General features: G+C 62.2%; 24 protein-coding genes. 12 read left to right on the top strand and 12 right to left on the bottom strand.

Annotated elements, in window-relative coordinates; translation table 11 throughout:
- Positions 1-461 precede the first annotated feature (461 nt).
- The 4 genes from FQ755_RS17485 to FQ755_RS17470 all read left to right on the top strand — a co-directional run bounded on the left by FQ755_RS17485 (position 462) and on the right by FQ755_RS17470 (position 3,732).
- Positions 462-1,298 carry a glycosyltransferase family 9 protein gene (locus FQ755_RS17485; RefSeq protein ID WP_260858664.1) on the top strand — a complete coding sequence of 279 codons (837 nt, stop codon included), beginning with the start codon at positions 462-464 and terminating at the stop codon, positions 1,296-1,298.
- 67 nt (positions 1,299-1,365) lie between these two features.
- Positions 1,366-2,700 carry a hypothetical protein gene (locus FQ755_RS17480; protein ID WP_144156090.1) on the top strand — a complete coding sequence of 445 codons (1,335 nt, stop codon included), beginning with the start codon at positions 1,366-1,368 and terminating at the stop codon, positions 2,698-2,700.
- A 9-nt stretch (positions 2,701-2,709) separates the two neighbouring features.
- Positions 2,710-3,042 (top strand): YbjQ family protein, encoded by a 333-nt coding sequence (locus FQ755_RS17475; RefSeq protein WP_144156089.1) that lies wholly within the window; start codon positions 2,710-2,712, stop codon positions 3,040-3,042.
- Positions 3,043-3,303: 261 nt separating this feature from the next.
- On the top strand, positions 3,304-3,732 hold the full coding sequence (locus FQ755_RS17470) for a molybdopterin-binding protein (protein ID WP_144156088.1): 429 nt from the start codon (positions 3,304-3,306) through the stop codon (positions 3,730-3,732).
- 44 nt (positions 3,733-3,776) lie between these two features.
- On the opposite strand, the gene FQ755_RS38185 is transcribed toward FQ755_RS17470, so the two are convergent.
- Complete coding sequence (locus FQ755_RS38185; RefSeq protein WP_260858660.1) at positions 3,777-4,694, bottom strand: hypothetical protein; 918 nt, start codon at positions 4,692-4,694, stop codon at positions 3,777-3,779.
- Positions 4,695-4,988: 294 nt separating this feature from the next.
- On the opposite strand from FQ755_RS38185, the gene FQ755_RS17460 reads away from it, so the two are divergent.
- The gene (locus FQ755_RS17460; protein WP_144156087.1) at positions 4,989-6,497 is read left to right on the top strand and encodes a PLP-dependent aminotransferase family protein; all 1,509 of its coding nucleotides are present in this window, start codon (positions 4,989-4,991) and stop codon (positions 6,495-6,497) included.
- Between the two features lie 51 nt (positions 6,498-6,548).
- Here FQ755_RS17460 and FQ755_RS17455 read toward each other — a convergent pair whose 3' ends face one another.
- The 7 genes from FQ755_RS17455 to FQ755_RS17420 all read right to left on the bottom strand — a co-directional run bounded on the left by FQ755_RS17455 (position 6,549) and on the right by FQ755_RS17420 (position 13,175).
- The gene (locus FQ755_RS17455; RefSeq protein ID WP_144156086.1) at positions 6,549-7,214 is read right to left on the bottom strand and encodes a hypothetical protein; all 666 of its coding nucleotides are present in this window, start codon (positions 7,212-7,214) and stop codon (positions 6,549-6,551) included.
- Between the two features lie 342 nt (positions 7,215-7,556).
- Positions 7,557-8,549 (bottom strand): sugar-binding protein, encoded by a 993-nt coding sequence (locus FQ755_RS17445; RefSeq protein ID WP_144156085.1) that lies wholly within the window; start codon positions 8,547-8,549, stop codon positions 7,557-7,559.
- Between the two features lie 26 nt (positions 8,550-8,575).
- On the bottom strand, positions 8,576-9,601 hold the full coding sequence (locus tag FQ755_RS17440; RefSeq protein ID WP_260858658.1) for an ABC transporter permease: 1,026 nt from the start codon (positions 9,599-9,601) through the stop codon (positions 8,576-8,578).
- Positions 9,602-9,627: 26 nt separating this feature from the next.
- Positions 9,628-10,368 carry an ATP-binding cassette domain-containing protein gene (locus FQ755_RS17435; RefSeq protein WP_144156084.1) on the bottom strand — a complete coding sequence of 247 codons (741 nt, stop codon included), beginning with the start codon at positions 10,366-10,368 and terminating at the stop codon, positions 9,628-9,630.
- Positions 10,369-10,582: 214 nt separating this feature from the next.
- Positions 10,583-11,578: a ferritin-like domain-containing protein gene (locus FQ755_RS17430; RefSeq protein ID WP_186308563.1), complete on the bottom strand. Its 996-nt coding sequence runs from the start codon at positions 11,576-11,578 to the stop codon at positions 10,583-10,585.
- Between the two features lie 94 nt (positions 11,579-11,672).
- Positions 11,673-11,981, bottom strand: coding sequence for a hypothetical protein (locus FQ755_RS17425; protein WP_144156083.1), 309 nt, complete (start codon positions 11,979-11,981; stop codon positions 11,673-11,675).
- Between the two features lie 276 nt (positions 11,982-12,257).
- Positions 12,258-13,175: a LysR family transcriptional regulator gene (locus tag FQ755_RS17420; protein WP_144156082.1), complete on the bottom strand. Its 918-nt coding sequence runs from the start codon at positions 13,173-13,175 to the stop codon at positions 12,258-12,260.
- A 376-nt stretch (positions 13,176-13,551) separates the two neighbouring features.
- On the opposite strand from FQ755_RS17420, the gene FQ755_RS17415 reads away from it, so the two are divergent.
- The 4 genes from FQ755_RS17415 (at position 13,552) to FQ755_RS17400 (ending at position 17,657) form a co-directional block, all read left to right on the top strand.
- Positions 13,552-14,409 carry an NmrA family NAD(P)-binding protein gene (locus FQ755_RS17415; RefSeq protein WP_144156081.1) on the top strand — a complete coding sequence of 286 codons (858 nt, stop codon included), beginning with the start codon at positions 13,552-13,554 and terminating at the stop codon, positions 14,407-14,409.
- 153 nt (positions 14,410-14,562) lie between these two features.
- A complete protein-coding gene (locus FQ755_RS17410; protein ID WP_222105747.1) occupies positions 14,563-16,311 on the top strand; it encodes a PQQ-dependent sugar dehydrogenase in 1,749 nt (582 codons plus the stop codon).
- Positions 16,312-16,557: 246 nt separating this feature from the next.
- Entirely contained in the window at positions 16,558-17,070 is a 513-nt protein-coding gene (locus FQ755_RS17405; RefSeq protein WP_144156079.1) for an NUDIX domain-containing protein, read from the top strand.
- 2 nt (positions 17,071-17,072) lie between these two features.
- Entirely contained in the window at positions 17,073-17,657 is a 585-nt protein-coding gene (locus FQ755_RS17400) for a GNAT family N-acetyltransferase (protein WP_144156078.1), read from the top strand.
- Between the two features lie 127 nt (positions 17,658-17,784).
- Here the strand turns inward: FQ755_RS17400 and FQ755_RS17395 are convergent, their stop codons facing one another.
- A complete protein-coding gene (locus FQ755_RS17395) occupies positions 17,785-18,702 on the bottom strand; it encodes an AraC family transcriptional regulator (protein WP_144156077.1) in 918 nt (305 codons plus the stop codon).
- A gap of 103 nt (positions 18,703-18,805) precedes the next feature.
- Here FQ755_RS17395 and FQ755_RS17390 point away from each other — a divergent pair, with 103 nt between their 5' ends.
- Both FQ755_RS17390 and FQ755_RS17385 read left to right on the top strand, forming a co-directional pair.
- Complete coding sequence (locus tag FQ755_RS17390) at positions 18,806-19,555, top strand: SDR family oxidoreductase (RefSeq protein WP_144156076.1); 750 nt, start codon at positions 18,806-18,808, stop codon at positions 19,553-19,555.
- A gap of 73 nt (positions 19,556-19,628) precedes the next feature.
- Positions 19,629-20,387 carry an SDR family oxidoreductase gene (locus FQ755_RS17385; protein ID WP_144156075.1) on the top strand — a complete coding sequence of 253 codons (759 nt, stop codon included), beginning with the start codon at positions 19,629-19,631 and terminating at the stop codon, positions 20,385-20,387.
- A 76-nt stretch (positions 20,388-20,463) separates the two neighbouring features.
- Here the strand turns inward: FQ755_RS17385 and FQ755_RS17380 are convergent, their stop codons facing one another.
- Positions 20,464-21,177, bottom strand: coding sequence for a riboflavin synthase subunit alpha (locus FQ755_RS17380; RefSeq protein ID WP_144156123.1), 714 nt, complete (start codon positions 21,175-21,177; stop codon positions 20,464-20,466).
- A gap of 173 nt (positions 21,178-21,350) precedes the next feature.
- Here FQ755_RS17380 and FQ755_RS17375 point away from each other — a divergent pair, with 173 nt between their 5' ends.
- A complete protein-coding gene (locus FQ755_RS17375) occupies positions 21,351-22,100 on the top strand; it encodes a class I SAM-dependent methyltransferase (RefSeq protein WP_144156074.1) in 750 nt (249 codons plus the stop codon).
- 132 nt (positions 22,101-22,232) lie between these two features.
- Here FQ755_RS17375 and FQ755_RS17370 read toward each other — a convergent pair whose 3' ends face one another.
- Both FQ755_RS17370 and FQ755_RS17365 read right to left on the bottom strand, forming a co-directional pair.
- Entirely contained in the window at positions 22,233-22,820 is a 588-nt protein-coding gene (locus tag FQ755_RS17370) for a nuclear transport factor 2 family protein (protein WP_222105746.1), read from the bottom strand.
- A 122-nt stretch (positions 22,821-22,942) separates the two neighbouring features.
- The gene (locus FQ755_RS17365; protein ID WP_144156073.1) at positions 22,943-23,920 is read right to left on the bottom strand and encodes an AraC family transcriptional regulator; all 978 of its coding nucleotides are present in this window, start codon (positions 23,918-23,920) and stop codon (positions 22,943-22,945) included.
- Positions 23,921-23,938 lie beyond the last annotated feature (18 nt).

Genomic DNA, 23,938 nt, shown 5'->3' with positions numbered 1-23,938 from the left:
GCGTCGCAGGACTTGTGCTGCATCCGTGTCGGGGCCGGTAGCGCGCATTATCTTAGAATTCCCGCCGGGATGCTTGATTCCGGGTACATGCGCGATCTTGCGATGGCTTTCGATACGCCCCCAAATTTTTTGAGATTGCGGCTGGGCATCTGTGACGTTTTCGACGTCGTTTGCGTCAAATACCCAAGAAGTTGCCGCTGGAAGCCGGGAGAAGGCGGCATATCGGCAGGCATGCGCGCGTCCGTCACGAAGACGTAAACATCTGTAATCGAATTGGTAACTCTAATAATATTGACCGGTTTTAAACTCCTGCTGGTTCAGAAAGGGCGAACATTTTTCTGAACGGGCAAGCGTTCTCCCATCATTGGGCGCGTTCTCCGGATTGAGCTATGTGGCCGGTCGTACCGCCAATCTCTCGCGTAGCGTTAGTTCTTTCGCCAGCAATCGGTGATTCCTTGCTGATGATGACGATTGCGCGAAATCTGCAGCAAAACGGTATCGCCGTAACCGTATTTGGCCGGCAGATGCAGTCTCTGCGCGACTGGTTTCCGGAGGTGGAAACATTAGACGACCTGGACGCCGGCGAGCTCGAAGCGCGGCTCGCGGGTTTCGACCGCGTCATCCAGATGCATCGCAACAAACCGTTTGCGGGCCTCGAACACGCTCACCCACGGGTCATTTTTCTCGATCACATTTGCCGGGTCCGCTCCTCGCATTCCATGGCGGCCCGCCTCGCGCGGTTCTGCCAGGATGAGTTCGATCTCGCCAGTGCTCACAAGAGCAACGGCATGACGGCGCCCGCCGGACTACAGCACCGCAAATACCCGCTGCGCGTGGCGATTCACCCCACCGCCAGCACGAGCGACAAGTGCTGGCTGCCGTCGCGTTTCATCCGCCTCGCCATCAAGCTGCGCGAACTGGGCTTCAGCCCGGAATTCGTCGTCGCACCGCAGGAACGCGCCGACTGGATTCATATCGAACGCCTCGGCCTCGCGCTGCCCGATCTGGGTTCGCTCGACAACGTCGCTGCGTGGGTCTACGAGTCCGGCTGGTTTATCGGCAACGATTCGGGCATCGGTCATCTGGCCTCGAGCCTGCATATCCCCACGCTGTCGCTGTTCATGCGCCGCGGCATCGCGCATACCTGGCGGCCGGACTGGGGGGCGGGGCAGGTGCTGATCGGCAGCACGTATCTGCCCACCGGTTTTCTGAAAGAGCGGTACTGGAAGTACATGTTGTCCGTCAGACAGGTCTCCCGCGCGTTCGACCAGATGCGCGCCAATCCCAGCTTCGCATGACCCCCCGCAATCCCTTGACGCCGTCCGGACGATGTTCGGACCGGCTGCATTCCTTTTTCCCGATTTCATGAACACACAATGCCAGGCCGTCTTCCTTCATACCGGCTATAGAACGGCCGGAACGTGGCTATGGTCATGCTTTCGCCAACTCGACAACGTCACGGCCTACTATGAGCCGTTGCACGAAATGCTGGCGACCATCGACCAGCAAAAGCTGGCGAGCAGCACCGCGAATAGCTGGCGCTCGGGCCATCCCGCGCTGGAGGCGCCGTACTTTGCCGAGTTCGCCCATCTGCTGAGGGCGGGTGAGCGCGGCATTCCGGGCTACGACGCGGTCTTTTCGGTGGACCGCCTCGACGGAGAAACGCCGCAGGCCGCCGAGCGCCTCGAAGCCTATGTGCGCGGCCTGATGCAATCGGCGCACCAGCAGGGCCGGGTGCCGGTCCTCAAGTTTTGCCGCTCGCTCGGCCGTCTGCAGTGGTTTCGCGCCACGTTTCCCGACGCGGTGCACGTCGTGGTCGAGAAAAATCCGCTTTCGCAATGGCAGTCGTGCTGGCAACTGTTCGCGGCGCATCGTAATCCGCACTTCGTGGCCATACCGTTTGTGGTGCTGGCGTTGAATCGCCACGTGCCGCTCGTGCAGCAGACCATGGACGCACTCGGCGTCGTGCTGTTGCCGGAGTCTGATCACGCGGCGGCGCCGACGGTGGAGGCGCATCTCGCGCTCTACAAGGAACACATTGCGGCGATCACGCCGCTGCAGGCTTACCGGGCCTTTCTCGCGCACTGGCTGCTGACCTTAAGAGACGCTCACCATGCCGACGCGATTTTCGACTGCGATCTGGCGGGACATTCCCCGGCCTATATCGCCGGCGCCGAACGGTGGATCAATGAACTCACCGGACTCGAGCCGTCGTTCGGCAGCGCGCGCCGCGAAGAGGCCGCCGAGCGCGATCATGGCTTTGGCGCCGCGGAGGGATTGCAGCTTCATCTGGATACCCTGAACTTCGCGCGGACGCCGATGGTGCGCGGGGCGGTCGCACAGGACGCGCTGCACCTGTGGGCCAGCAAACTCGCCCAGGCCAGCCAGACGATCGCGTCCGGCGTGGCGCCGCAGCGGCCGCAGCAGTCCCAGGGGTCACAGCCGCAAGTCGAACAGAGCCGCACTACGCGGATGATGGGCGTCGCGCTGCTCGAAGGCGCCGGCATTGATGAGATACTGCTGGGCGAACTCGCCGCCGCTCGCGCCCTGTTGGCCGGCGTGCGAAGCGAGCTGGCACGGCTGCAACGCTCACCGTTGTTGCGGCTCGTCAAGCGCGTGCGCAGGCTGCGCGCGCCGAAGCTGCTGCGCCGCATGCGCCGTGCCGGCAAGCCGCGCCGCGATGCCGGCCATCCAACCTGAGAGAGCGCAATGATAGAACGTCACATGGTGTCCACCGCATTCGAGATTCCCGGCTATACAGCGGAGAAATCGCTTGGCGTCGCGCGCGGCATCATCGTTCGCTCGCGCTCGGTGGTGGGCTCGATTGGCGCGTCGCTGCAGACCATCTTCGGCGGCAACATCTCGCTTTATACGGCCCTGTGCGAACGCGCCCGGGAAGACGCGTATGAGCGCATGGTGGCGCAGGCCGTGAGCCTGGGCGGCAACGGCATCGTCGGGATGCGCTACGACGCGACCGAGATCGCCCCAGGCGTGACCGAAGTGCTCTGCTACGGCACAGCGGTATTGCTTCGTAATACGTAAGATCTCCGAGGTCGTGCGGGGTCGTCCGGGATCGTCCGGAATACGCGGCGGTATACCCGCGGATCTCGGCGCGCGGCAACACTCCCTGGTGGCCTGTTTCCGGCTTGTTCCGGCTTAAAACGACGCCGCGGCGCGGTAATGAAAGGGCGATGCCGACTCGCACTCAACGTTCGTTCCCGTTACACTGATTCGCCGACCGTAAACGGGGCGCTCACGCATCACCTGATGGTCGCGGGCGCTCGATATCTTGGGAGATCAAACATGCGAACCAGTGCACGCAATCAGTTCGAAGGCCAGGTGACCGACGTCAAGCATGGCGCCGTCAACGACGAAATCACGCTGCGGACCCAGGACGGGCTCGAGGTCGTCGCGATCATCACGCACGGCAGCGCGAAATCGCTGGGGCTGGCCGAAGGCACGCCGGCGTTTGCGCTTGTGAAGGCGTCGTCGGTGATCGTCATGGTGGACGTCGCGGCCAATCAGGTGTCGGCGCGCAACTGCATCGCCGGTAAGGTGACGGCCGTGACCAGGGGCGCAGTGAACGCCGAAGTCACGATTGCCGGCCCGAGCGGCGCGCAGATTGCCGCCATCATCACCAACGAAAGCGTGGATCGGCTCGGTCTCGTCAGCGGCGCCGCCGCCACCGCCATTTTCAAGGCGTCGAGCGTGATCGTAGGTGTCGACCAGTAAGCGGGCCAGGCCTCGCGGAGCATGCATATGACGAACCGGCGCCGTTAGTTGATGGCAAAGGTTCGCACGTAGCTGGTGCCGCTCGACGGCACCGCGCGATCCACCGCAACCAGCACGTGATGCACCGGGTCGATCGCGACGCCGCGCGCGTCCTGGAAGTCATTGGCGAGCACGCTGAGCGTGCCGTCCGGCGCGACTTCGCACAGGCCATTTTTATTGCACCTGGTGTAGAGCCGCCCGGCGCCGTCTACAGCCATCAGATCGGGACTGTCGATTTGCGCAAACACGGTAGGCGTGACGGGGCCGGTCGAGCCCAGAAGCTCGCTTAGGCTCGCCTTCACGATATTGTTGTTGGCCTGATCCGAGACGAACACGCTGTCGCCCGACACGGCAATGCCGACTGGCTTGCCGAGCCCGGTGATCAGATCGCGCTCGGTGGCGAGGTGGGTCGTCGCGTCATAGGTGACGAGACTCAAGGCGCCCTGCGGCGGATTGCTGCCGGTCTTGATGAACCACGTGGACAGCAATCGGCCGGGGGCCAGATCCAGCAGTCCCAGCCTGCGGCGAGCCGGGTCGGGGCCGACCAGCGGGATCGCATTGTCGGCGCCGACAGTGAAGATCGCGCTCGCGCTGCCAAAGCCAAACCGTTCGGCGAACAGCGTCCCCGAGGGCGCAAAGCTCAATTGACTGAGGCTTTTGCCCAAACCTGCCGGGACGGGAATCGAGGCGAACGGCGTATAGGCGCCGCCCGTCGATACCAGCACGCTGCTGGTGCGGTCATCCGTGATGAACACGGCGCCATCGCCCGGCCGCACGGCGATTCCATTCGGCAATGCATCGACGGCGACCTTCTGCGGCGGCAGGGACGCCTCAGGCGTGGCGCAACCTGTCAATGCCGCAGCGAGACTCCAGGCGGCGAGCGCCACGGCAGTCCTGCGCCAGATCCCAAACGAGACGAGCATGTTTCCTCCGAAAGCGATTCAAACCGAACGGTGAGGGCGATTCTGCGAGGGCGCGATCACGCGCGCGCATGGCGCGGCGAGCCCGGCTGCGCCATGGATTCGTAATATACACATAAGCCTCTTGTGGCATTGCCCGCGCCGGCTGCAGCGATGCGCCGACGCGCAATGAGCCGATGCTCCGGCAGGCTGGAAAAAGTGCGCAAAATGCCGACCGTTATATCCGGTGGTATATTGCGGTTTTCCCTGAGTGACGCCACGCGGGATGCATCCCCGAGCCGAAACCGAATTCCTGCCATGTTGAACACCCGGCGCGCCGAACCCATCAAGCCACACGTGAAGGTCGCGAAGCTGTATGAAAAGCTCGCCCGTCAAATCGAAGATCAGGTCCGCAGCGGCGTGTTCCTGCCGGGTGAGCGCATTCCGTCGGTCAGGCAGACCAGCCAGCAACACCAGTTGAGCATCAAGACGGTGCTTCACGCCTACCTGCTGCTCGAGAGCAAGGGCGTGATCCTGAGCCGGCCTAAATCGGGGTATTTCGTACAGTCGGGGCGTGCGTCGAGTGCGCCTGCCGCGAGCGAATTGCGCGCGTCGCAGCCGCTTGCCGTGTCGGCCCATGTCGACGTGAGCCGCCTCGTGCTCTCCACGCTACGCTCGATTCGCAGCGACGATGCCATTCCGTTGGGCTCGCCCTATCCGGACCCGTCGCTCTTCCCGGTGCAAAAGATCAATGCATACGGCTATGCCGTGGCGCGCCGCAATCCATCGCGTGGGACGACGGATGAATTGCCGCCGGGCAATCCGGAGCTGATCCGGCAGATCGCCCGGCGTTACCTGGAAAACGGCCAGCCGGCCGATCCGAACGAGATTATCGTTACCATCGGCGCGACCGAAGCGATCAATCTGTGCCTGCAAGCCGTGGCGAAACCGGGCGACACCATCGCCGTCGAATCGCCGACCTTCTACGCGATGCTGCATGCAATCGAACGCATGGGCATGCGGGCCATCGAAGTGGTGACGCATCCGCAGGAGGGCATGGACCTCGACGCGCTCGAACGAATCCTCGCGCGCGAGCGGATTGCCGCCTGCATGGTGATGCCGAATTTCCAGAATCCGCTGGGTTTTCGCATGTCCGATGCGAACAAGCAGCGGCTGGTGGATCTGCTCGCGCGGCATGACGTGCCGATCATCGAGAACGACGTCTATCACGAGCTTTACTTCGGCGACACCCATCCGGGCTCACTAAAGGCGCTCGACAAAAAGGGGCTGGTGCTGCATTGCTCGTCGTTTTCGAAAAGCCTGTCCACCGGACACCGGATCGGCTGGGCCATGCCAGGCCGTTACCGCGATCAGGTGGAGAAGCTCAAGTTTCTCAATACGTTGACCACCTCGTCCATTCCGCAGCAGGCCTTAGCCGAGTATCTGAAGAACGACCGTTATGAGCATCATCTGCGGCGCTTGCGCAAGGCGTATCAGCAGAACGCCAATTTGATGAGGACAACGATCGAAAGGCATTTTCCCACGGGCACGCGCACCTCGCGTCCGATGGGCGGATACGTGCTGTGGGTCGAATTGCCGTCGCAAGTCGATTCGCTCAAGCTGTACGAGCTGGCGCTGGAAAGACACATCACCGTGGCGCCGGGGTACATTTTTTCGGCCTCCAATGTCTACGGCAATTTCATTCGCCTGAACTACAGCTATACGTGGTCGCCGGAGATCGAGAAGGCCTTGGCGACGCTCGGCAAGCTGGCGGCATCGCTGATGCGTGAAGCGCAGCGCAGGGCGGAGACGGCCGAGATTCGTTGAAGCCGCGCAAGCGGGCCACGAGACGCACACGTCACGCGGCCCGGCGCCATCTCATTGCTGATCGACCCACTTCTTCACAGCATCGGTACTTTCTAAAACCGTGCCGGGATAGCCCTCTTTGCCCTCGTAGGTTTTAGCCTGCTCAAAAGGCGTGCGGTCGAATCCGGACGGCTGCCCAAGCTCGCCGGCCGCTTTCTGCTGCGACACGAAGGCATTGTGTTCGGACTTGAGCCGATGCTCGGGTTGCTGCAAATCGAGCTTGCCGTGCAGATGATCGTAGGCGTGCCGCATCTCATGCGCGGCATAGGGATGATTATCCGGATCGATCAAACGAACGGTGTTCTCAGCCGGTGAATAGTGGTTACCCACGCTGGTTTTTTCGACCGCGAGTTTCGAGTAGCGTGAGCCGGGCGTATTGAGCGCCTTGATCACCTGCTCAGGCTTGACGGCATCCGGGTGCGATGTGTCGACCCGGTCCATGATCGTCTTGACCTTGATGTTGCGCTGAAACATCCGTTCGAGACCTTTGTCGCCGGCTCGGGTGCGCAGCATATCGAGGTGAGCGCTGCCCGTGGTGGGCTGGGCGAGACTCTCGGTGCCGGGTCGATAATCGACCCCCGATTGTCTGAGCTTGTCTGAGGCGGCCTGGGTGTTGCCGGCCGGGATATCGGCAGGATCGTTGATGGGGCGCGCGCCTGCGCCAGTTACTGAAACCATGTTGCGGCTCCGGATGACTCGTCGGGAGCGCCTATCTAATCAGCTATTGACCCACCGTTGCGCGGATATGCGAAACGGCAGCGATACAAGCGAAGCGTCGCGAATTCCGCCAGATGTGGCCAGGCGCGCAAGTACCCATTTCGATGCGTCAAAAAGCCAGGGTGGCCGTTGCCATAAAGGTGCCTGTGCTCGACAGACGGTTCTTGCTGGCGACGGTCGGGACCTAGCGCGGTGCGAGGCTGAGCCGGCTCAACCGGTATTGCTTCTCAGGCAAAAAAAGGGAGCCGGGTAAACCACCTCGGCTCCCTCGTCCATCGTCGCTGCGAATCCTGCATCGGCGACTTAATGCTTGAGACAGGTATCCGCATTCTTCCAGGTGCAGGTATCCAGCCCGGTGTGAATCACCGGCTTTACCGTCTTGCCTTCCGCGAGATCGCGCATCACCATCGCCGCCTGGTAGCCCATTTCCTCCGGCCGCTGGCCTACCAGCACATTGACTTTATGATCCTTGAGCGCCTGGATCTCCGGTCCCAACGTATCGGCTGAGACGATCACGAACTTGCCGCTGTTGATCTTGTCCATGATCGGCGCCACGACCTGCGAATACGCCTGCGGTGCGAATAGCGGCCAGCCGCCTTCGAGCACGAAGGCGTCGAGCCCGGTGGCGTTGGCCGTCAGCGTGTCCTGCATCATCTGGTTGGCCTTGGCGGCGTCGTCGTTCACGTAGAGCGGACAGGCGCTGATTTCCTTCCAGCCGTTTTCGCCGGTCAGTTTCTGGACGCCCTTCTTGCCGGCGAGTGCGTCGCGCGTGCCGGCGGCGCGCTGGTTGATGTTTTCGGCGGCGGGGTTGCCCATGACGAGGCAGATATTGCCGCCCTTCGGCATCAGCAGCTTCAACTGTTCGCCGAGCTTGACGCCCAGCTCGTAGTTGTCGGTGCCGACATAGGTCTTGCGCAGCGAGGCGTCCTTGGGCAACAGGTCGGCGTCCGCGGTGATGACGGGGATCGTCACATTGCGGCGGCGCAATTCCTCGGCGACGGCCGGCGCGTTGGCAGGCGAGATGGCGATGCTCGCCACGCCCTTGGTCAGCAGGTCGTCGATGATCTGCACTTCCGCGGTTTCGTCCGCGGCGGTAGCGGGACCCGTGTAGTAGCAGGTGTAGCCTTGCTTGTTGAGCTCCTTGTTGGCGCGGTCGCATCCCTGGTGCATCAGGTCGAAGTAGGGGTTGTCGAGCCCCTTTACGACCAGCGCCAGGGTTTTATCGGCTGCGGAGGCGGAGGTGCCCAGGATGGCGAGCCCTCCGATCGCAGCAAGACACATCAACATTTTCTTCATTGTCGTCTCCTTGTCTCACACAGTTATCAGTTGCTTTGCCGTTCGCCGCCGAGCCGGTTGAACAGTACGGCGATGATGATGAAGCTCCCCACGACCGTGCCCTGCCAGAACGAATCGACGCCCAGCAGGATCAGGCTGTTGCGGATGACTTCGATGAGCGCGGCGCCGACCACGGTCCCGAAGGCGCTGCCGATGCCACCCATCAGATTGGTGCCGCCAATCACGGTTGCCGCGATCACACGCAGCTCGTCGCCGGTGCCGAGACCGGTCGTCACCGCGCCCAGCCAGCCGACTTCCAGAATCGCGGCGACTCCCGCCATCAAACCGGCCAGCACATACACCGAGCAGACGATGCGGCGCACCGGCACGCCGGTGAGCCGCGCCGCATGACGGTTGCCGCCGACAGCGAAGACATAGCGGCCCCAGCGCGTCCACGCGAAGGCGAACCAGAACAGCACGGCGAGCACCAGCAGAAACCACACGGGATTGGCGAGGCCGAGCGTCTTGCCGCCGCCGAGCGCGAGCAGCTTGCTGCCGTCGGGGCCGAAATCGAAAATAGTGCGGCTGCCGGAGAACACCAGCGCGAGGCTGCGGCCCACGCTCAGCATGCCGAGCGTGACGACGAAAGGCTGCATGTCGAGATAGGCAATCAGCAGGCCGTTGACGAGGCCGACGAGCCCCGCGGTCAACAGCCCCATGCCGATGCCGGCCCAGATCGGATAGCCGGCATTCATCACCACCGAGAGGACGATGCCCGACAGGCCGATGGTCGAGCCGACCGAAATGTCGATGCCGCCTGTGACGATCACCGCCATCATGCCGAGCGCGACGATGGCGACGAATGCAAAATTGCGCGTGACGTTAAAGAGATTTTGCTGCGTCGCAAAGGTGGACGTCACGAACGACAGCACGACGCAGGCGACAATCGTGGCGAGCACCACCCAGAACACCTGGCTCGCCAGCAGCCCGGTCCAGCGCGTGTGGGTCCTCGTGGCCTGCGGATTGTCGAGCAGAGCCGCCATCGGCGTGGGCCTTTCCTGCGGATCGTTCACTTTCTGGACTCCAAAGCAATTCGGTTTCAGGCGGTGGCAATGGCTCCGGTAATCAGGCCGGTCACTTCTTCCGGAGACGACGCTGCGGTCTGCTTGTCCGCAACCTTGTGGCCGCGCCGCATCACGACCACGCGATGCGCGACGGCGAATACGTCAGGCATGCGATGGCTGATGAGGATGACCGCAATGCCATGTTCGGACAGGCGTTTGATGAGTTCGAGGACTTCGGCCACCTGGCGCACGCTGATGGCGGCGGTGGGCTCGTCCATGATGACGAGCCGCGCGTCCGAGAGACGCGTGCGCGCGATCGCCACCGCCTGGCGTTGGCCGCCCGACATCTGCCGCACCAGATCGAGCGGGCGCGTTTCGGATTTCAGCTCTTTGAAAAGTTCGCCCGCGCGCCGGTACATGGCGGCGTGATCGAGAATGCGGATGGGTCCGAAGCCGATGCGCGGCTCGCGGCCGAGGAATACATTGGCTGCCGCCGTCAGGTTGTCGCACAGCGCGAGGTCCTGATAGACGACTTCGATGCCCGCGGCGCGCGCGTCGACCGGCTTGTTGAAATGCACCGCTTTGCCGTCAATGAGGATCTCGCCGTGCGAAGGCGGAAAATTGCCGGCGATCACCTTCACCAGAGTCGATTTTCCGGCGCCGTTGTCGCCCATGAGCCCGACCACCTGACCCGGCTCCAGACTGAGCGTGACGTCGGTCAGGGCGCGAATCGCCCCGAAGTGTTTGGAAACGTCTCTGAGCTCCAGAAGGCTCATGGATTGTCTCGCTCGCTCCTGTGACGGCGCCCGTTTCTTCGGCGAGGCGACCGGTAGATAGGCTAACTAGCATTTTTTTATAGCACACAGGTGCCTTTTCGCAAGCAAGCCTAAACCATTACCGGGTTTACGTGCGGCCGTTTCATAACGGACCAGGCACGGTAGTCAGGCGGCAATCGCGTGACGATTGCGCGGCGTTCAGATGGCCGGACCGCTACTTCGAACGCCCGGCGCGCATGAAACGCAGCGCGATGCGCACGAGTCGCGGCATCGTCTGGGGGCGCAGCAGACGTGGGTCATAGCCGGAGAAGCGCCGCTCGTTTTCCGCGAGGCATAGCGTCAACAGTTCGCGTGCGCTGATGTCGACGGCGGATACCGCCTGCGCGCCCTTCACCGTGAAGTTGTTGTCGTGCGTGTGCTCGTTGCCGTCCGCGTCGAGCGTGCGCACGAGGCGCGTGCGTTCCCAGCCGAGATATACCCACGCGGCGGCCACTTTCAACTGAAAGCCGATGCGACGCCACCACGGCAACTGCGCGCGATGCCACGCCACCCAGTTGGCGAACAGCAGGATATGACGGCACTCCTCCTGCATGACCGGCTCGAAGGTGTCGATCAATTCCGGCGGGAACAGCCCGGAGCGTTGCGCCACTTCGAACAGTCCGAAGGCGAAGAAGCTGTCGATGCATTCGCTGTAGCCCGTCACCAGATAGGCCCATTCGGTGTCCTTGGGAAACACGTAGGGCGCTTCGCTCAGGAGCGGGATGCCGTAGGCGGCCACCAGCCGCGAGAGCACTTCCTTGTGGCGGTTCTCTTCCCACGCGTTCAGTGCGATGGCTGCGCGCACGTCCGGTTCGTCGACGGTTGCGGCATAGGCGGCCATGCGTAGCCGCGCTTTGCCTTCGGTGTGCACGGCGATATCCCAGATCGGCAGGGAAACGATCCGTTGGAGCGCGTCGGGTTCGAGTGTGGGCCATTCGAGCACGGATGGCCGGTACGGATTGAAGGTCTCGCGGAACATCCGGCACATCTCGCGGCGGTGCGCGTCGGAGCCGGGTTTGAGCGGGCCGGTGACCTCGCTTGTCCACTGCCGCGCGCGGCGATCCGCGACGTCCACGGTTTCCCGGTCGGGTCTGCGCTGCGGCAGCGTGGGCGCGGTAAAGCCCTGAATCAGGCGTTCGACGGCGAAGGTGTCAAAGGTCGGGTCACTCATTCCGCGGACTCCAGGAGAATGGGGCACGACGGATTCTGACATTACTTGCGCGGCTTTGCCGTCCAGCAGGCCGCGCGCGCGGCCCGCGCAGGCGTCATTCGAGCCAGGGCAGCGGGCGCGGCGAAACGATAAACGTCGTAAGCATATCGTCGGGCTGAGTCCATACGAGGCCGAACTGCATGGCGTCCGGGTTCGGCAGCGTGAACACGTGCGGCCCATCGTGGAACTGGCCGTCCCATCCATGCGCCCGCGCGGCTTCCGTCGCCGACTCGTATTCCGCTTCGACGAGCTGGAGCGAAAACTGGCCACCGTCCGCCACCACCAGCTCGCGGATGCGGGCAAGCGTGGGCATCCAGTTGAAAGCGCTAGCCGGCCGGGGCATTGTGTACACGCGCCATGTCATCGTCGTTATCCTCACTGCCTGTCTTTTTTGTGAAGCCCGCCTGGTGGTCCGCCAGGTGGCTGTTCTTTGTTTGTCGGCACAAACGCGGGATTCTTGACGGTCGGATAGGGCTAGATGGGTCCGCAAAGGTTTGCGCGGCAAATAATGCCGCAATAATCTGGCTTTTAATTCGCCCAGGCGATTCGTGCGGAGATTCGCCACGCCGTTTGCGGTAAAGATGCCCGACTCGCGCGAGGCGGTACGTGTTACGTCCTCCCTGCGTCGACCGTAGCGGGGCTACCTGTTCTCACGCGTTAGCGCGACGATGAAGTCGAGGAACACCCTCGTTCGGGCGGGAATATGGTGCCGCGACGGATGATAGGCATAGAGCGGAAAACGTTCATCCGGCCAGTCCGGAAACAGATTGATGAGCCGTCCTTCACGAATAAAAGGCTCCGCGCCGAGCATCAACATCTGCGCGATGCCGAAGCCGGCGAGACAGGCGTTGAGGAGCGCGCTTGGATCGTTCACCGTCAACCGTCCGTTGGTTTCGACGGTCAGTTTTTTGCGTTTGCGATGAAATTCCCACGGATAAGGCTTGCCCGTGTCCGGCTGGCGAAATTCGAGGCAGCGATGCGTGCCGCGCCCCAGATCCTGAGGTTGCAGCGGACGTCCCCAGCGCGCGAGGTACGAGGGCGCCGCCACCGTGACGATGGCCGTGTCCAGCAGCTTGCGCGCAATCAGGCTCGATGAGCGCGGTTCGCCAAAGCGCAAGGCCAGATCGAAGCCATCCACGATGAGATCGCCGAGTTGATCGCGCGCGATGAATTCGAGTTCGAGATCGGGATGAGCATCCATCAACTCGTCGAGCCTGGGCCCGAGAATGAGGCGCGACGACACCGGATCGAGATTGATGCGCAGCTTGCCGCGCACGGCGGCCGCGTCCCCTGCGGCGGCGGCCGCCGCTTCTTCCATGCCGCGCAGATGCGGCATGACCTGCTCGTAGAAGCGCCGGCCCTCTTCGGTGAGGGAGACGGCGCGGGTCGTGCGGTTGAAAAGCCGTATTTTCAGGCGCTTTTCGAGCCGGGCGATGGCGCGGCTCACGCCTGGCGGCGACATGCCCATCTGCTCGGAGGCGGCGACGAAGGTCCCCGCATCGACGACGGCAGCAAACACGCTGATGCCGCTAGACAGATTTTCGTTGTTCGATCTCATGGCGCTGCATTCCGGTCAATGGCGGGTCCTGGTCTTCCAAAGATAAACGCCGGGGCTGCCGCGATTTTGCGGCGACGACTATCCTCAACGGCGTGGCATTCGATCAGTAACTATATGTCATTTAAGTAATGCCATTCATATCATTTAGTTTCTCTGCCTGTTTGAGCACAATCCCTCTCGACAACACGTTTCAACTCTCCGTCCGAAGGAGCGGGAGTCATCATGCGACTCGCCCGCGTGGATTTTGCGGGCGGCCACCGTGGCGTCGACGACTCCCGCATCCCCGGCGAAGAGAAAATAAGTTATCCGAAATGAAATTGCACCGGTCGATTCGCTACGCCGGCGCTCACCTTCACAGACACAAGGACAGCAGATCATGTATGCAATCACTGGCATTACCGGCAAGGTCGGCGGCGCGCTCGCTCACGCGCTGCTCGCTGCGGGTCAACCCGTGCGCGCGGTCGTGCGCGACGCGAGTCGGGCTCAGGCCTGGGCCGAACGCGGCTGCGAACTGGCCATCGCGAACATGGACGATGCGGCGGCGCTCACCGCGGCGTTCAAGGGCGCTACAGGCATCTTCATCCTGCCGCCGTCGGAGTTCGATCCGCAGCCGGGCTTTCCGGAAGCGCGTATCGTCATCGACGCCGTGAATGCCGCGCTCGATGCCGCGCGCCCGGAGAAGGTCGTCTGTCTTTCGACGATCGGCGCACAGGCGACCCAGTCGAACCTGTTGACGCAACGCACCTTGATGGAACAGGCGCTCGCGGAATTGCCGTTGCCGGTCACGTTTCTGCGGCCTGGCTGGTTCATGGAGAACGCGCTGTGGGATGTGAGTCCGGCGCGTGACGAAGGCGTCTTGCACAGCTTTCTGCAACCGCTCGACAAGCCAGTGCCGATGATTGCGACAGCGGACATCGGCCGCGTGGCAGCACAATTGCTGCAGGAGAGCTGGAGCGGCACGCGTGTGGTGGAAATCGAAGGGCCGCGCCGCGTGAGTCCGAACGATCTGGCCGCGGCGTTCGCCCGAGTGCTGGGGCATCCGGTGCGTGCCGAGGCCGTGCCGCGCGAAACGTGGAACGCGTTGTTCGTCGCGCAGGGCATGAAGCATCCGCTGCCGCGCATGCAGATGCTGGATGGCTTTAACGAAGGGTGGATCGATTTCGCAGGCGATGCGGCTAGCGTGCTCAAGGGCGAGGTGGAACTGGACACGGTGATTGCACGGCTGTGTCAGTAAGCGGCAACAGTTGCGCGGCGCGCCTGCCGCATGACACGCTCATGGCGCGCCGCTGGCAGTTTTGCCAGAATCGGCATTTGTTGGTTCGGCAGGGTCTACTGCAACCCGATTCCACCGTAGAGTATGGGTAACTCAATCTGCGGAAGGTGGGTCATGTCATCGAGGCGATCATTCCCCCGGGCGCTCCTGCTCGGCGCAATCGTAGGTGGTTTTGGCGTTGCCGTAGAGGCGGGTGCCCAGGTTCCACCATCAGGTAACGCGGCGCAAGGCAAAGTCTTCTTCCAGCAGAATTGCGCCATGTGTCATGCCGACACCCTGGGGCCCGGCAATTTGCCCGTCATGGGCCAGGGTCCCAGCCTTGTGGGCGTGGTTGGGCGGCGCGCCGGTTCCGTCCCAAACTTTAGTTTCACCAATGCCTTGAGCGGCTCAGGCGTCACGTGGGATTCCGCCACGCTGGAGCACTTCCTTGCGAATCCGTCGGCGGCTGTGCCGGGCACGACGATGCCGGTGTCCGTCGCCGATGCCGGCGATCGCAGCAACGTGATCGCCTACCTGTCCACCTTGAAGGCGCCGGCTCAGGTTGCCGCCGCCGGCGCGAACCCCGCGCCGGCTTCTTCCGCTGGAGGCGACTCCGGCGATTGGCGTCGCGCCGCGCCGGGCGTCACGCATCATCTGAGCGTGGCCGATCTGCCCGCGCCCTACAAGACGAGTTCGTCAGGCAACAGTCCGCGCGTGGTGACGCAACCCGCCGATGCTTCGCCATCCGTTCCGGCGGGATTCAAGGTCAGGCTGTTCGCATCGGGTCTGTCGAATCCGCGCGTCGTGCGCGTCGCGCCCAACGGCGATATTTTCGTCGCGGAGACGGCTGAGAATCGCATCAGGGTATTGCGTGCCGCCGATGGCGCCGAGACGCCGTCCGACAACCAGGTCTTCGCCGACGATCTGGATCGGCCATTCGGCATCGCCTTTTATCCGCCCGGCGATCATCCGCAATGGATCTATGTGGCGAACAACAATTCGGTGGTCCGTTTTCCGTATCGCAGCGGCGAGCTCAAGGCGAGCGGCGCGGCGCAGACCGTCGTGCCGCGCCTGACGGAAAGCCACGGCGGCCACAGCACGCGCGACGTGGCGTTTTCGCTGGATGGCAAGCGCATGTTCATCACGGTCGGCTCCGGGTCGAATGTCGCCGAAAGCATGAGCAAGAAAAGTCCCGAAGAAATCAAACGCTGGGAGGCCGAACACGGGCAGGGCGCGGGCTGGGATGCGGAAGCCAATCGCGCCGACATCCTCGTGACGGACCCTGAGGGCCATCAACCGCTGCGCACATTTGCGACGGGCATTCGCAACGGCGCGGGCATCGCGGTGGATCCGCAGACCGGCGAGTTGTGGACGGCGACCAACGAGCGCGACGGACTCGGCGACGACCTCGTGCCCGATTACGTCACGCGGGTGCGGGCAGGCGGATTCTACGGCTGGCCGTGGTACTACATGGGCAATCACGAAGATCCCCGCCATGCGGGCGAGCGCCCCGATCTGGCCGGCAAGGCGATCGTCCCCGACGTGTTGCTGCAGTCGCACTCGGCGCCGCTCGAAATGAGCTTTTATACGGCGACCACAGGTGTGGCCGCATTCCCCGCCGACTATCGTGGCGATGCTTTCGTGGCGATGCACGGCTCGTGGAACCGGAGTTCGCGCACCGGCTATAAGGTGGTGCGGGTTCGCGTCGAGCATGGCGTGCCGACCGGCGAGTACGTGGACTTTCTCACCGGATTCGTGGCGAGCGACCGCGCCGTCTGGGGCAGGCCGGTGGGCGTGGCGACGGCCCACGATGGTGCGCTCCTCGTGACCGAAGACGGCAACGGCACAATCTGGCGCGTGTCATACACCGCTGGCCGGCCATAACGTTGTGTGCAATCGCGACGCCATTCGCGCGTCGCTTCTTCGGGCATCTCGCCAAGCCTTAGCGCCAAGGAAAATTTTTTCTTGGCGCGTGGATTCTCGCGGTGCCTTCCGTCTCGGCGTGTTCAATATCGCGGCATTGCTGCGGTAGGGTTAACCGGAGCAGATTACGATGGCTGATCGATCTGCAATATCCATTACCATGTCGAGTCCAGGCGGCACTGACCCGCGAAAGAAAAGGAAAACCTCATGCCGGGCCTCGAGCGAGCGCGTTCAGCCATGCTTATCGACTTTGTCTGGCGCGTGGTGCTTCGCTTCGGATTCCGGATCGCGCGCGCCTGGTGGCATCTTCGACGGCCGCATCATGAGGGCGCGCTCGTAGCCATCTACGTCGGGCCGGCGCTGTTGCTGCTGAAGTCATCGTATCGTACCGAGTGGAATTTCCCCGGCGGCAGCCTGCATCCCGGCGAGACGCCGGATGCGGCGGCGCGGCGTGAAATGGAGGAAGAGATTGGTCTTCCATCGTCTCCGTTGATTCCTGCCGGCAACGCCAGCGGCATCTGGGACGGACGCAGAGACCGGGTGCATTTCTTCGAATTGCATCTCGATGCCCTGCCTGAATTACGACTTGATAATCGTGAGATTGTTGCCGCACGTCTGGTGTCGCCGGAGCAACTGCACGGTATGGCACTGACGGGGGCGGTGGTTGCGTATCTGCGCGAGGTGCGAGCGGATGTCGCTCCTTCGCAAATGGAGCCGTGAAGATGACCGTTGAAATCCGTGAAGCGACCGATCGCGACGCCGAATCCATCGCGAGGGTGCATGTTCTTTCCTGGCGAGCCGCCTATACGGGGATCATGCCGGCCGCATTTCTGGATGGCCTGTCTATCGAGGCGCGTGCGGCCATGTGGCAGAAGTTGCTTCAGACCGGCAAGCTCAAGGTGTTGCTCGCGTATGCGAATGAGGCACTGGCGGGTTGGATCGCTTTCGGCGCCAGTAGAGATGCCGATAAAGATGCCGATAAAGATGCAACATGGGCCGAAATCGAAGCACTCTATGTCCTGCCGGAATTCTGGCGCAAAGGCATTGGCCAGCGATTGACCCACGCCGCGCGAGAGTTACTGCGTAGAGCAGGTTTTTCCGCCGTGTCTCTTTGGGTGTTGTCGGAGAATCATCGCGCCAAAGGGTTTTACCATCGCAATGGGTTCGATCACGATGAATCCAGTAAGCGCATTTCGGTTGGCGATGTGTCTTTGACGGAGCTTCGATATTGCTCTTCTTTGGTGGACAAAGGCGTCACAGCATTCCTGAACGGAGACACGCGCGACGACCTCGAAATGCGTCCGTAGAGCGACGGCGGAGGACGTCGCGGTGCTTGCCGATCCGCAACGATGCGCGCGAAGAAGGCGGTTCACGGCGATCACGCGTGGGGCAAAGCAGGAGACGGCATTTCCGAAGGGTGGGTGCGAAACACGACTACTCGTCCCCGCTTGCCTCCTGCTCCTCGCGCGCGTACTGCGAGGGCGGCCGCCCGACATGCCGCGTAAAGGCGACGCTGAAGGTGCTGGCGGAACTGTAGCCCACGCGCTGTGCAACGTCGGCGACGCGGCCCTCGTTGCGACGCAGCAGGTCCTTGGCGAGCGCCATGCGCCAGGTGAGCAGATATTCCATGGGCGCCACGCCCACCGCGCGGTTGAAGCGCTCAAAGAAGGTTGACCGTGACAAGGCGGCCTCTTTCGCGAGGTCGGCAACCGTCCACGCGCGGGTAGGGTGCTCGTGCATCACGCGGATCGCGGCTGCAAGGCGGGCATCGGAGAGCCCGCGAACCAGGCCCGGTGACGCCGTCGTTTCCGCCGTGGACCGCAGCGCCTCGATAAGCAGCACTTCCAGCAGTCGTGACAGCACGACCTCGCGCGCAGGCCGCTGCGCGCGCGATTCGTCGCGCACGAGTTGCACGAGAGTGGCGAGCCGATCGACGCCGCGGACATGCACGATTTGCGGCAGCAAAGAGACCAGCAGCGATGCATCGGGCGAACCGAAGCTGCAGTGGCCGACCATCATGCGCAAATCGACCGGACCATCCGGATCGCCGATGCCGAACTCATTGTTGCCGAGCACGAGCGGCGCCAGCGCTTCCACACCCGGCGGGGGCGGCACGAGGCTGGACATCGACACGCCATAGGCCGTGGGAATCAGCACGAAATCGCCCGAGACCAGCTCGAGAGGCTCGTGTCCCTCGATTGCCATGCGACAGGCGCCCTCAAGGATCACGTAATAGAGCGGTTGGCCGCTATCCGAGCGGCGAACGCGCCATGCGCCCGAGCCCAGAACCAGTTTGGAAAACCGCGCGCCCGGCTGTAGCAGCGTCACGACTTCGGCTAAGGGATCGATCATCGCCGGACTCCTGCAAATGAAATTCGGATTCTAGATTGTAGCGAGTACGGTCGGGGCGGTCTATCGTAAGGGGCATACACAAACCACCTCGACTGGAGTTTCCATGAAAACCATACTGATCACCGGCTGCTCGTCCGGCTTTGGTCTTGAGATTGCCCGCTATTTTCTGGCCCGCGACTGGCACGTCATCGCGACGATGCGCACGCCGCGCGCCGACCTGCTGCCGCCCTCAGAACGCCTGCGCGTGCTGGCGCTCGACGTCACCGATCCGCAAAGCATCCGCCAGGCGGTCGAGGCGGCCGGCCCGATCGACGTGCTCGTCAACAACGCGGGCTTCGGTGCGGCTTCGCCGGCGGAACTGGTCGCGCCTGAGACGGTACGCGACATCTTCGAGACCAACACCTTCGGCACGATCGCCGTAACCCAGGCCGTGCTGCCTCAGTTCCGGCAGCGCAAAGCCGGCGTCGTCGTGAATGTCACGTCGAGCGTCACGCTGAAGGCGCTGCCGCTGATTGCCGCGTACAGCGCGAGCAAGGCGGCGGTGAATGCATTTACCGCGTCGATGGCGATAGAGCTGGAGCAGTTTGGCGTGCGGGTGCGTCTGGTGCTGCCGGGCCGCGCGCCCGACACCCGCTTCGGCGAAAACGCCCGCGCCCGGATGCATGGTCTCGACCATGAGGCCTACGCCGATCTCGCCACCAAAGTTATCGCAGGACTGCAGAATACTTCTTCGCCGCTCACCCGGGCAGAGGACGTCGCCGAGGCCGTGTGGCGCGCAGCGACCGACCCGTCGTCGCCTCTGCGCATTCCCGCCGGCGCAGATGCCGAAGCGTGGGCTGCCGAGGTTCGCTGAGGTTCACTGAGCCGGCGGCATGGATTGAAGAAGGCTGGTACGCGCACGAGCGCATTACGTTCAGGAGATTGCCATGCATGACAAACCCGTTGCTCTGGTCACCGGGGCGAATCAAGGAATCGGTCTTCAGATTGCAAAGGACCTCGCGGCACGCGGCTTGACCGTGCTGGTGGGATCGCGCAGCCTGGAGCGCGGCGAAGCCGCGGCCACGGAAGTGGGACCGGAGGCCGTCGCGCTTCAGCTCGACGTGACGGATCAGGCTTCGGTTCAATCCGCGGCCGAGCGCGTTCGAAACGAGTTCGGTCGCCTTGACGTGCTCATCCAGAACGCGGCCATTTCGAATACGAAGAGGCAGCCGGGTCAGTCTATCGAGGAGTACGCGAAGACGACGTGCCCAGGCAACGTGGATCTCGATGAAATGCGTGCGGTGTGGGACACCAATGTGTTTGGCGTGCTCACGATCTACCAGGCGATGCTGCCGATTTTGCGCAAGACGCCAGGCGCTCGCATCGTCAACGTATCGAGCGGGCTTGGCTCGTTGACGGCGGCCTCGGACCCCGCCTATCCGTACCGTGCGGTCTTCGGCCCTGTCTACCCGGCGTCCAAGACGGCGCTCAATGCCTTGACGGTCGCCATGGCCATGGAACTCGAGCCGGACGGCATCAAGGTCAATGCCGTGTCCCCGGGGTATACCAAAACGAACCTCAACGGATATGCCGGCACCGAGACCGTCGAAGAGGGCGCTCGCGAGGCGGTACGGGTGGCGATGCTGGGGCCGGACGGTCCCACGGGGAAGTTCACGCGCTGGAACGGCGAAACCATTCCGTGGTGAGAGGCGCCAACGGCGCGACGTGTGATGCGAAGCGGGGACGAGTCGTATGCTTGGTGATGCAGACGACTCGTTTGCATCACTTCTTTGGTAGCTGTGGAATATTTTTAGTCAGGAGTTCTTCGATATCGAGCCCCTTGTCTGCCAACAACCTGGTGATCACCTCGGTCAACTGGCCCAAGGTTTCTTTCACCGATTCCCGAACCGTATCCACGACCACCTGAGTGCTTCGGTCGATTTCGATATTTACCTTGTCGTTGACTGCCTTCAAATCGAAAGTGGTGGCGCGCCGTGTTTCCGGTATCAGCCAGATTTCAAACCAGCCTTCATCTCGGTTCGTTTCCGAAACCGTGAGGCTACAGCCATTGATGGCGATGTAGCCCTTGGCGAAAATATACCGGCGGAACTCAACCGGCACGCCGATTCGAACCATTCTGTTGTGTGACGACGAGACAATTTGCAGGATCGTGCCGGTGAAGTCGACATGACCAGATAAAGGATGGCCTCCAATCTCTGCTCCGTCCTTTGCGGCCCGCTCGAGATTGACGTTGTCACCCACCGCTACGTCCGCTAACGTCGTGATTCTCAGGCTCTGCAAAACAACGTCGAAGTCGACTAGCAGAGGAGAACGGATTGCCGTGACGGTCAAACAAACGCCATCGACCGAGACGCTGGCTCCAATTTCGATACCGGTGCTGAATCCGTCCGGAAGTTGGATACTGAATGCTCTTAGTTCTCCATGATCCTCTATGGCTTTGATGCTACCTACGCCCTGGACAATTCCGGTAAACATTTGAACTCTCTTCATTGTTTCTTGAGTCGACATGATACTTGAGGGCGGTCAGCGGCACGGATCGGTCCTTCGGTATCGGTCGCCAGATCGCTCGCAAACGCACGAGATAAAATTGACCTGGAATGTTGAACTGCTCCGCGTACAAAAACGCCCGATAGAAGGAACGTAAGAACATGCCAGACGGTGAAAACGCACTCTATGCAGATTCGAGACTCGTCGATCTCTATGATCTATTGAATCAGGGAGATTGGGATTACGCGTTTTACTCGGAGCAAATCGGCAAACAGCGACGGAATGTGTTGGATCTGGGATGCGGTACGGGCACGTTTGCGCTACGTCTGGCTGCCGCAGGTCATGACGTCATCGCCGTGGATCCCTCCGCCACGATGATCAGCTACGCTCGACACCGGCCGGGTTCCGGCGCGGTGGAGTGGATGGTAGGAGAGGCCGCGAGCGTACAGGACCGCGCGCCGTTCGACGTGGTGACCATGACCGGGCATGCGTTTCAGTGCCTCTTGACCGACGAAGAAGTCCACGCAACGCTTCGAACCGTGCGCGAGATTCTCAAGGCAGGAGGGACATTCATGTTCGAGACCCGCAATCCCGTTGCTCGGCCCTGGACCACCTGGACGCCAGCGCTTTCAGCACGCTCGATTCAATCGGACAAATACGGTCCCGTTGACGTCTTTCATGATTGCATTGCAGTGGCTGAGCCGCTCGTGGAGTTTGAGACACACTATGTTTTCGGTCGCGATAACACGCAGCAGATAAGCAAGAGCCGATTGCGCTTCACGTCTCGTGACGAACTGGCGAGCCGCATCAAGTTGGCCGGATTCCGAGAGATTGAATGGTTCGGGAACTGGAGCGGCGGCCCGTTCCAGGAAGCATCGAGCGCCGAAATTATTGCTATATGTCACGCGTGAGGGTCTGATAACCCCGCCTGGTATCGCGGAGCAGGTGCCGTATATGCGTATCGCAAGAGACACTGTTTCGCCAGAAACGAGCATTGGCCCTGACGGCCAATCCGAGATGAAACTGGCCGGGGTTAAGTGTCATTACTCATTGTCAGCGCGCAACTCTGGTGGCCCCATCTTGAACCAGGCTTTCGCTATTTTGCCGTTGGTGACTTCATAAATCGCCAGCACGTCAATTTCGCCGGGACCCTCGGGGAACGTTCGTGTCACACGCTCCTGGTCGACCACGATGTTTCCAACCACAGCGCGATGGATAAGCCGGCCGAACAAATTTGATTCCTTGAAGCGCACGACGTGGCGTTCGCGGATTTGCAGAGCACCAAGCGCGAGCAGGCGAGAGGGGAACTCATAATATTCACAGTCGTCGGCCCACCATTGCATAAAAGCATCGATGTCACGTGCGTTGTAGGCCTGGAGTTGCTGTTGTACAGGGAATTCCGTCGAGTCCGGAACAGGTGTTTCGTTGGTCATCTTTGGATTGCGTTTTTTCGGAATGCCGAGGCGCAGGCCCAGAGGACGGCATCGAGTATTTGACGTACGCCAGCCGTGGGCGAGCACGGGCAGGACTGCCGGTTGGGAGCAGGTGCTCGACTCGCGACCAATCCTCATCGGACAGACTGCGCGGTAGGCGAGGAAAGTGAACGGCCGTTGCACGTTCCACGCGGTCATCGCATATGTCCGGCGGCGATCAGCGGGTGTGGGTCGTTTCGTTCTGTCAACCTAACGAGAGGTTCCGTGCTTCCGGCCAGGCAATTTTGTGCCGAATAGCTTGTCGGGGGCGTTATTAAACATCACGTGGGGTCAACGTCGCGAGGCTCCGATAGCTCCACAACGGCCCTCTGGACTATTTGCCGATACTGGCCGGGCGTCATTTCCGTCACACGTCTGAACGCATTCCTGAAGGCGCTTTCGGACGCGTAACCTACCTTGGCCGCAGCCTCTAAAACTGATACGCCTGCCCGAATCTCGCGTCTGGCCAGATGCATGCGCCACCGGGTCAGATAGGTCAGCGGCGGCACGCCCATCATGTCGCGAAACCGCACGGCAAACGAGGTGCGCGACATACCGGCCGCTTTCGCCAGTTCGTCCAGGTTCCAGTTCCGGGCGGGCTCGCCGTGGATGGAGCTGAGAGCGACAGCCAGCCGGTGATCACCGAAACCTTTGAGCCATCCCTCGTCGCCTTGCGGTGCGTGCGCCAGATACGCGCGCAAGGTCTGTACGAACAGCACCTGCGCCAGCCCGGCAATCACGACGCTGCGACCCGGCCTGTTTCCCGGTTTCATTTCCTCGATCAGTTGTAGCAGCGACGAGGCGATCGGCGAGGCCGCCTGCATGGTCCGGCCGATATGAATGAATGGCGGCAAACCATTCAGGATGAGCGCCTGCCAATCCGTATCCACCTGGACCAGACCGCTGAGCATGGCAAAGCCGCCCGCCTGGCCCAGGCGGTATCGACCTTCGTCATCTTGTGCGATCGGCGTCGCCGTCGCACTGGTGATCAGCGTCGGGGTGCTGGCGAGGATCAGCGAACGCGTGCCGTTGGTGATCAGGACGTCACCGGACTCGAACAGTGCGGGCCCGGTCATGCCGTCGATGAAATACCAGCAGGCGCCCTCGGTCGCGGCATTAAATTTGATCGAATCCAGATTGGAAAAGCGGTGCGCCCAGTCACCGCCCGCGATGAGTTGCCCGGACAGTTTGCACCGGGCCTGAAGTACATCCAGCAAGTCCGACAGCGGATCTACCGGTAGATTTGAACGATTGCGCATATAAAGCGGACGAATACG

Source organism: Paraburkholderia sp. BCC1885, from assembly GCF_900996235.1.
Lineage (GTDB): Bacteria > Pseudomonadota > Gammaproteobacteria > Burkholderiales > Burkholderiaceae > Paraburkholderia.
The sequence above is the reverse complement of the archived record's forward strand: the minus strand, read 5'-3'. Positions and strand labels throughout refer to the sequence as shown.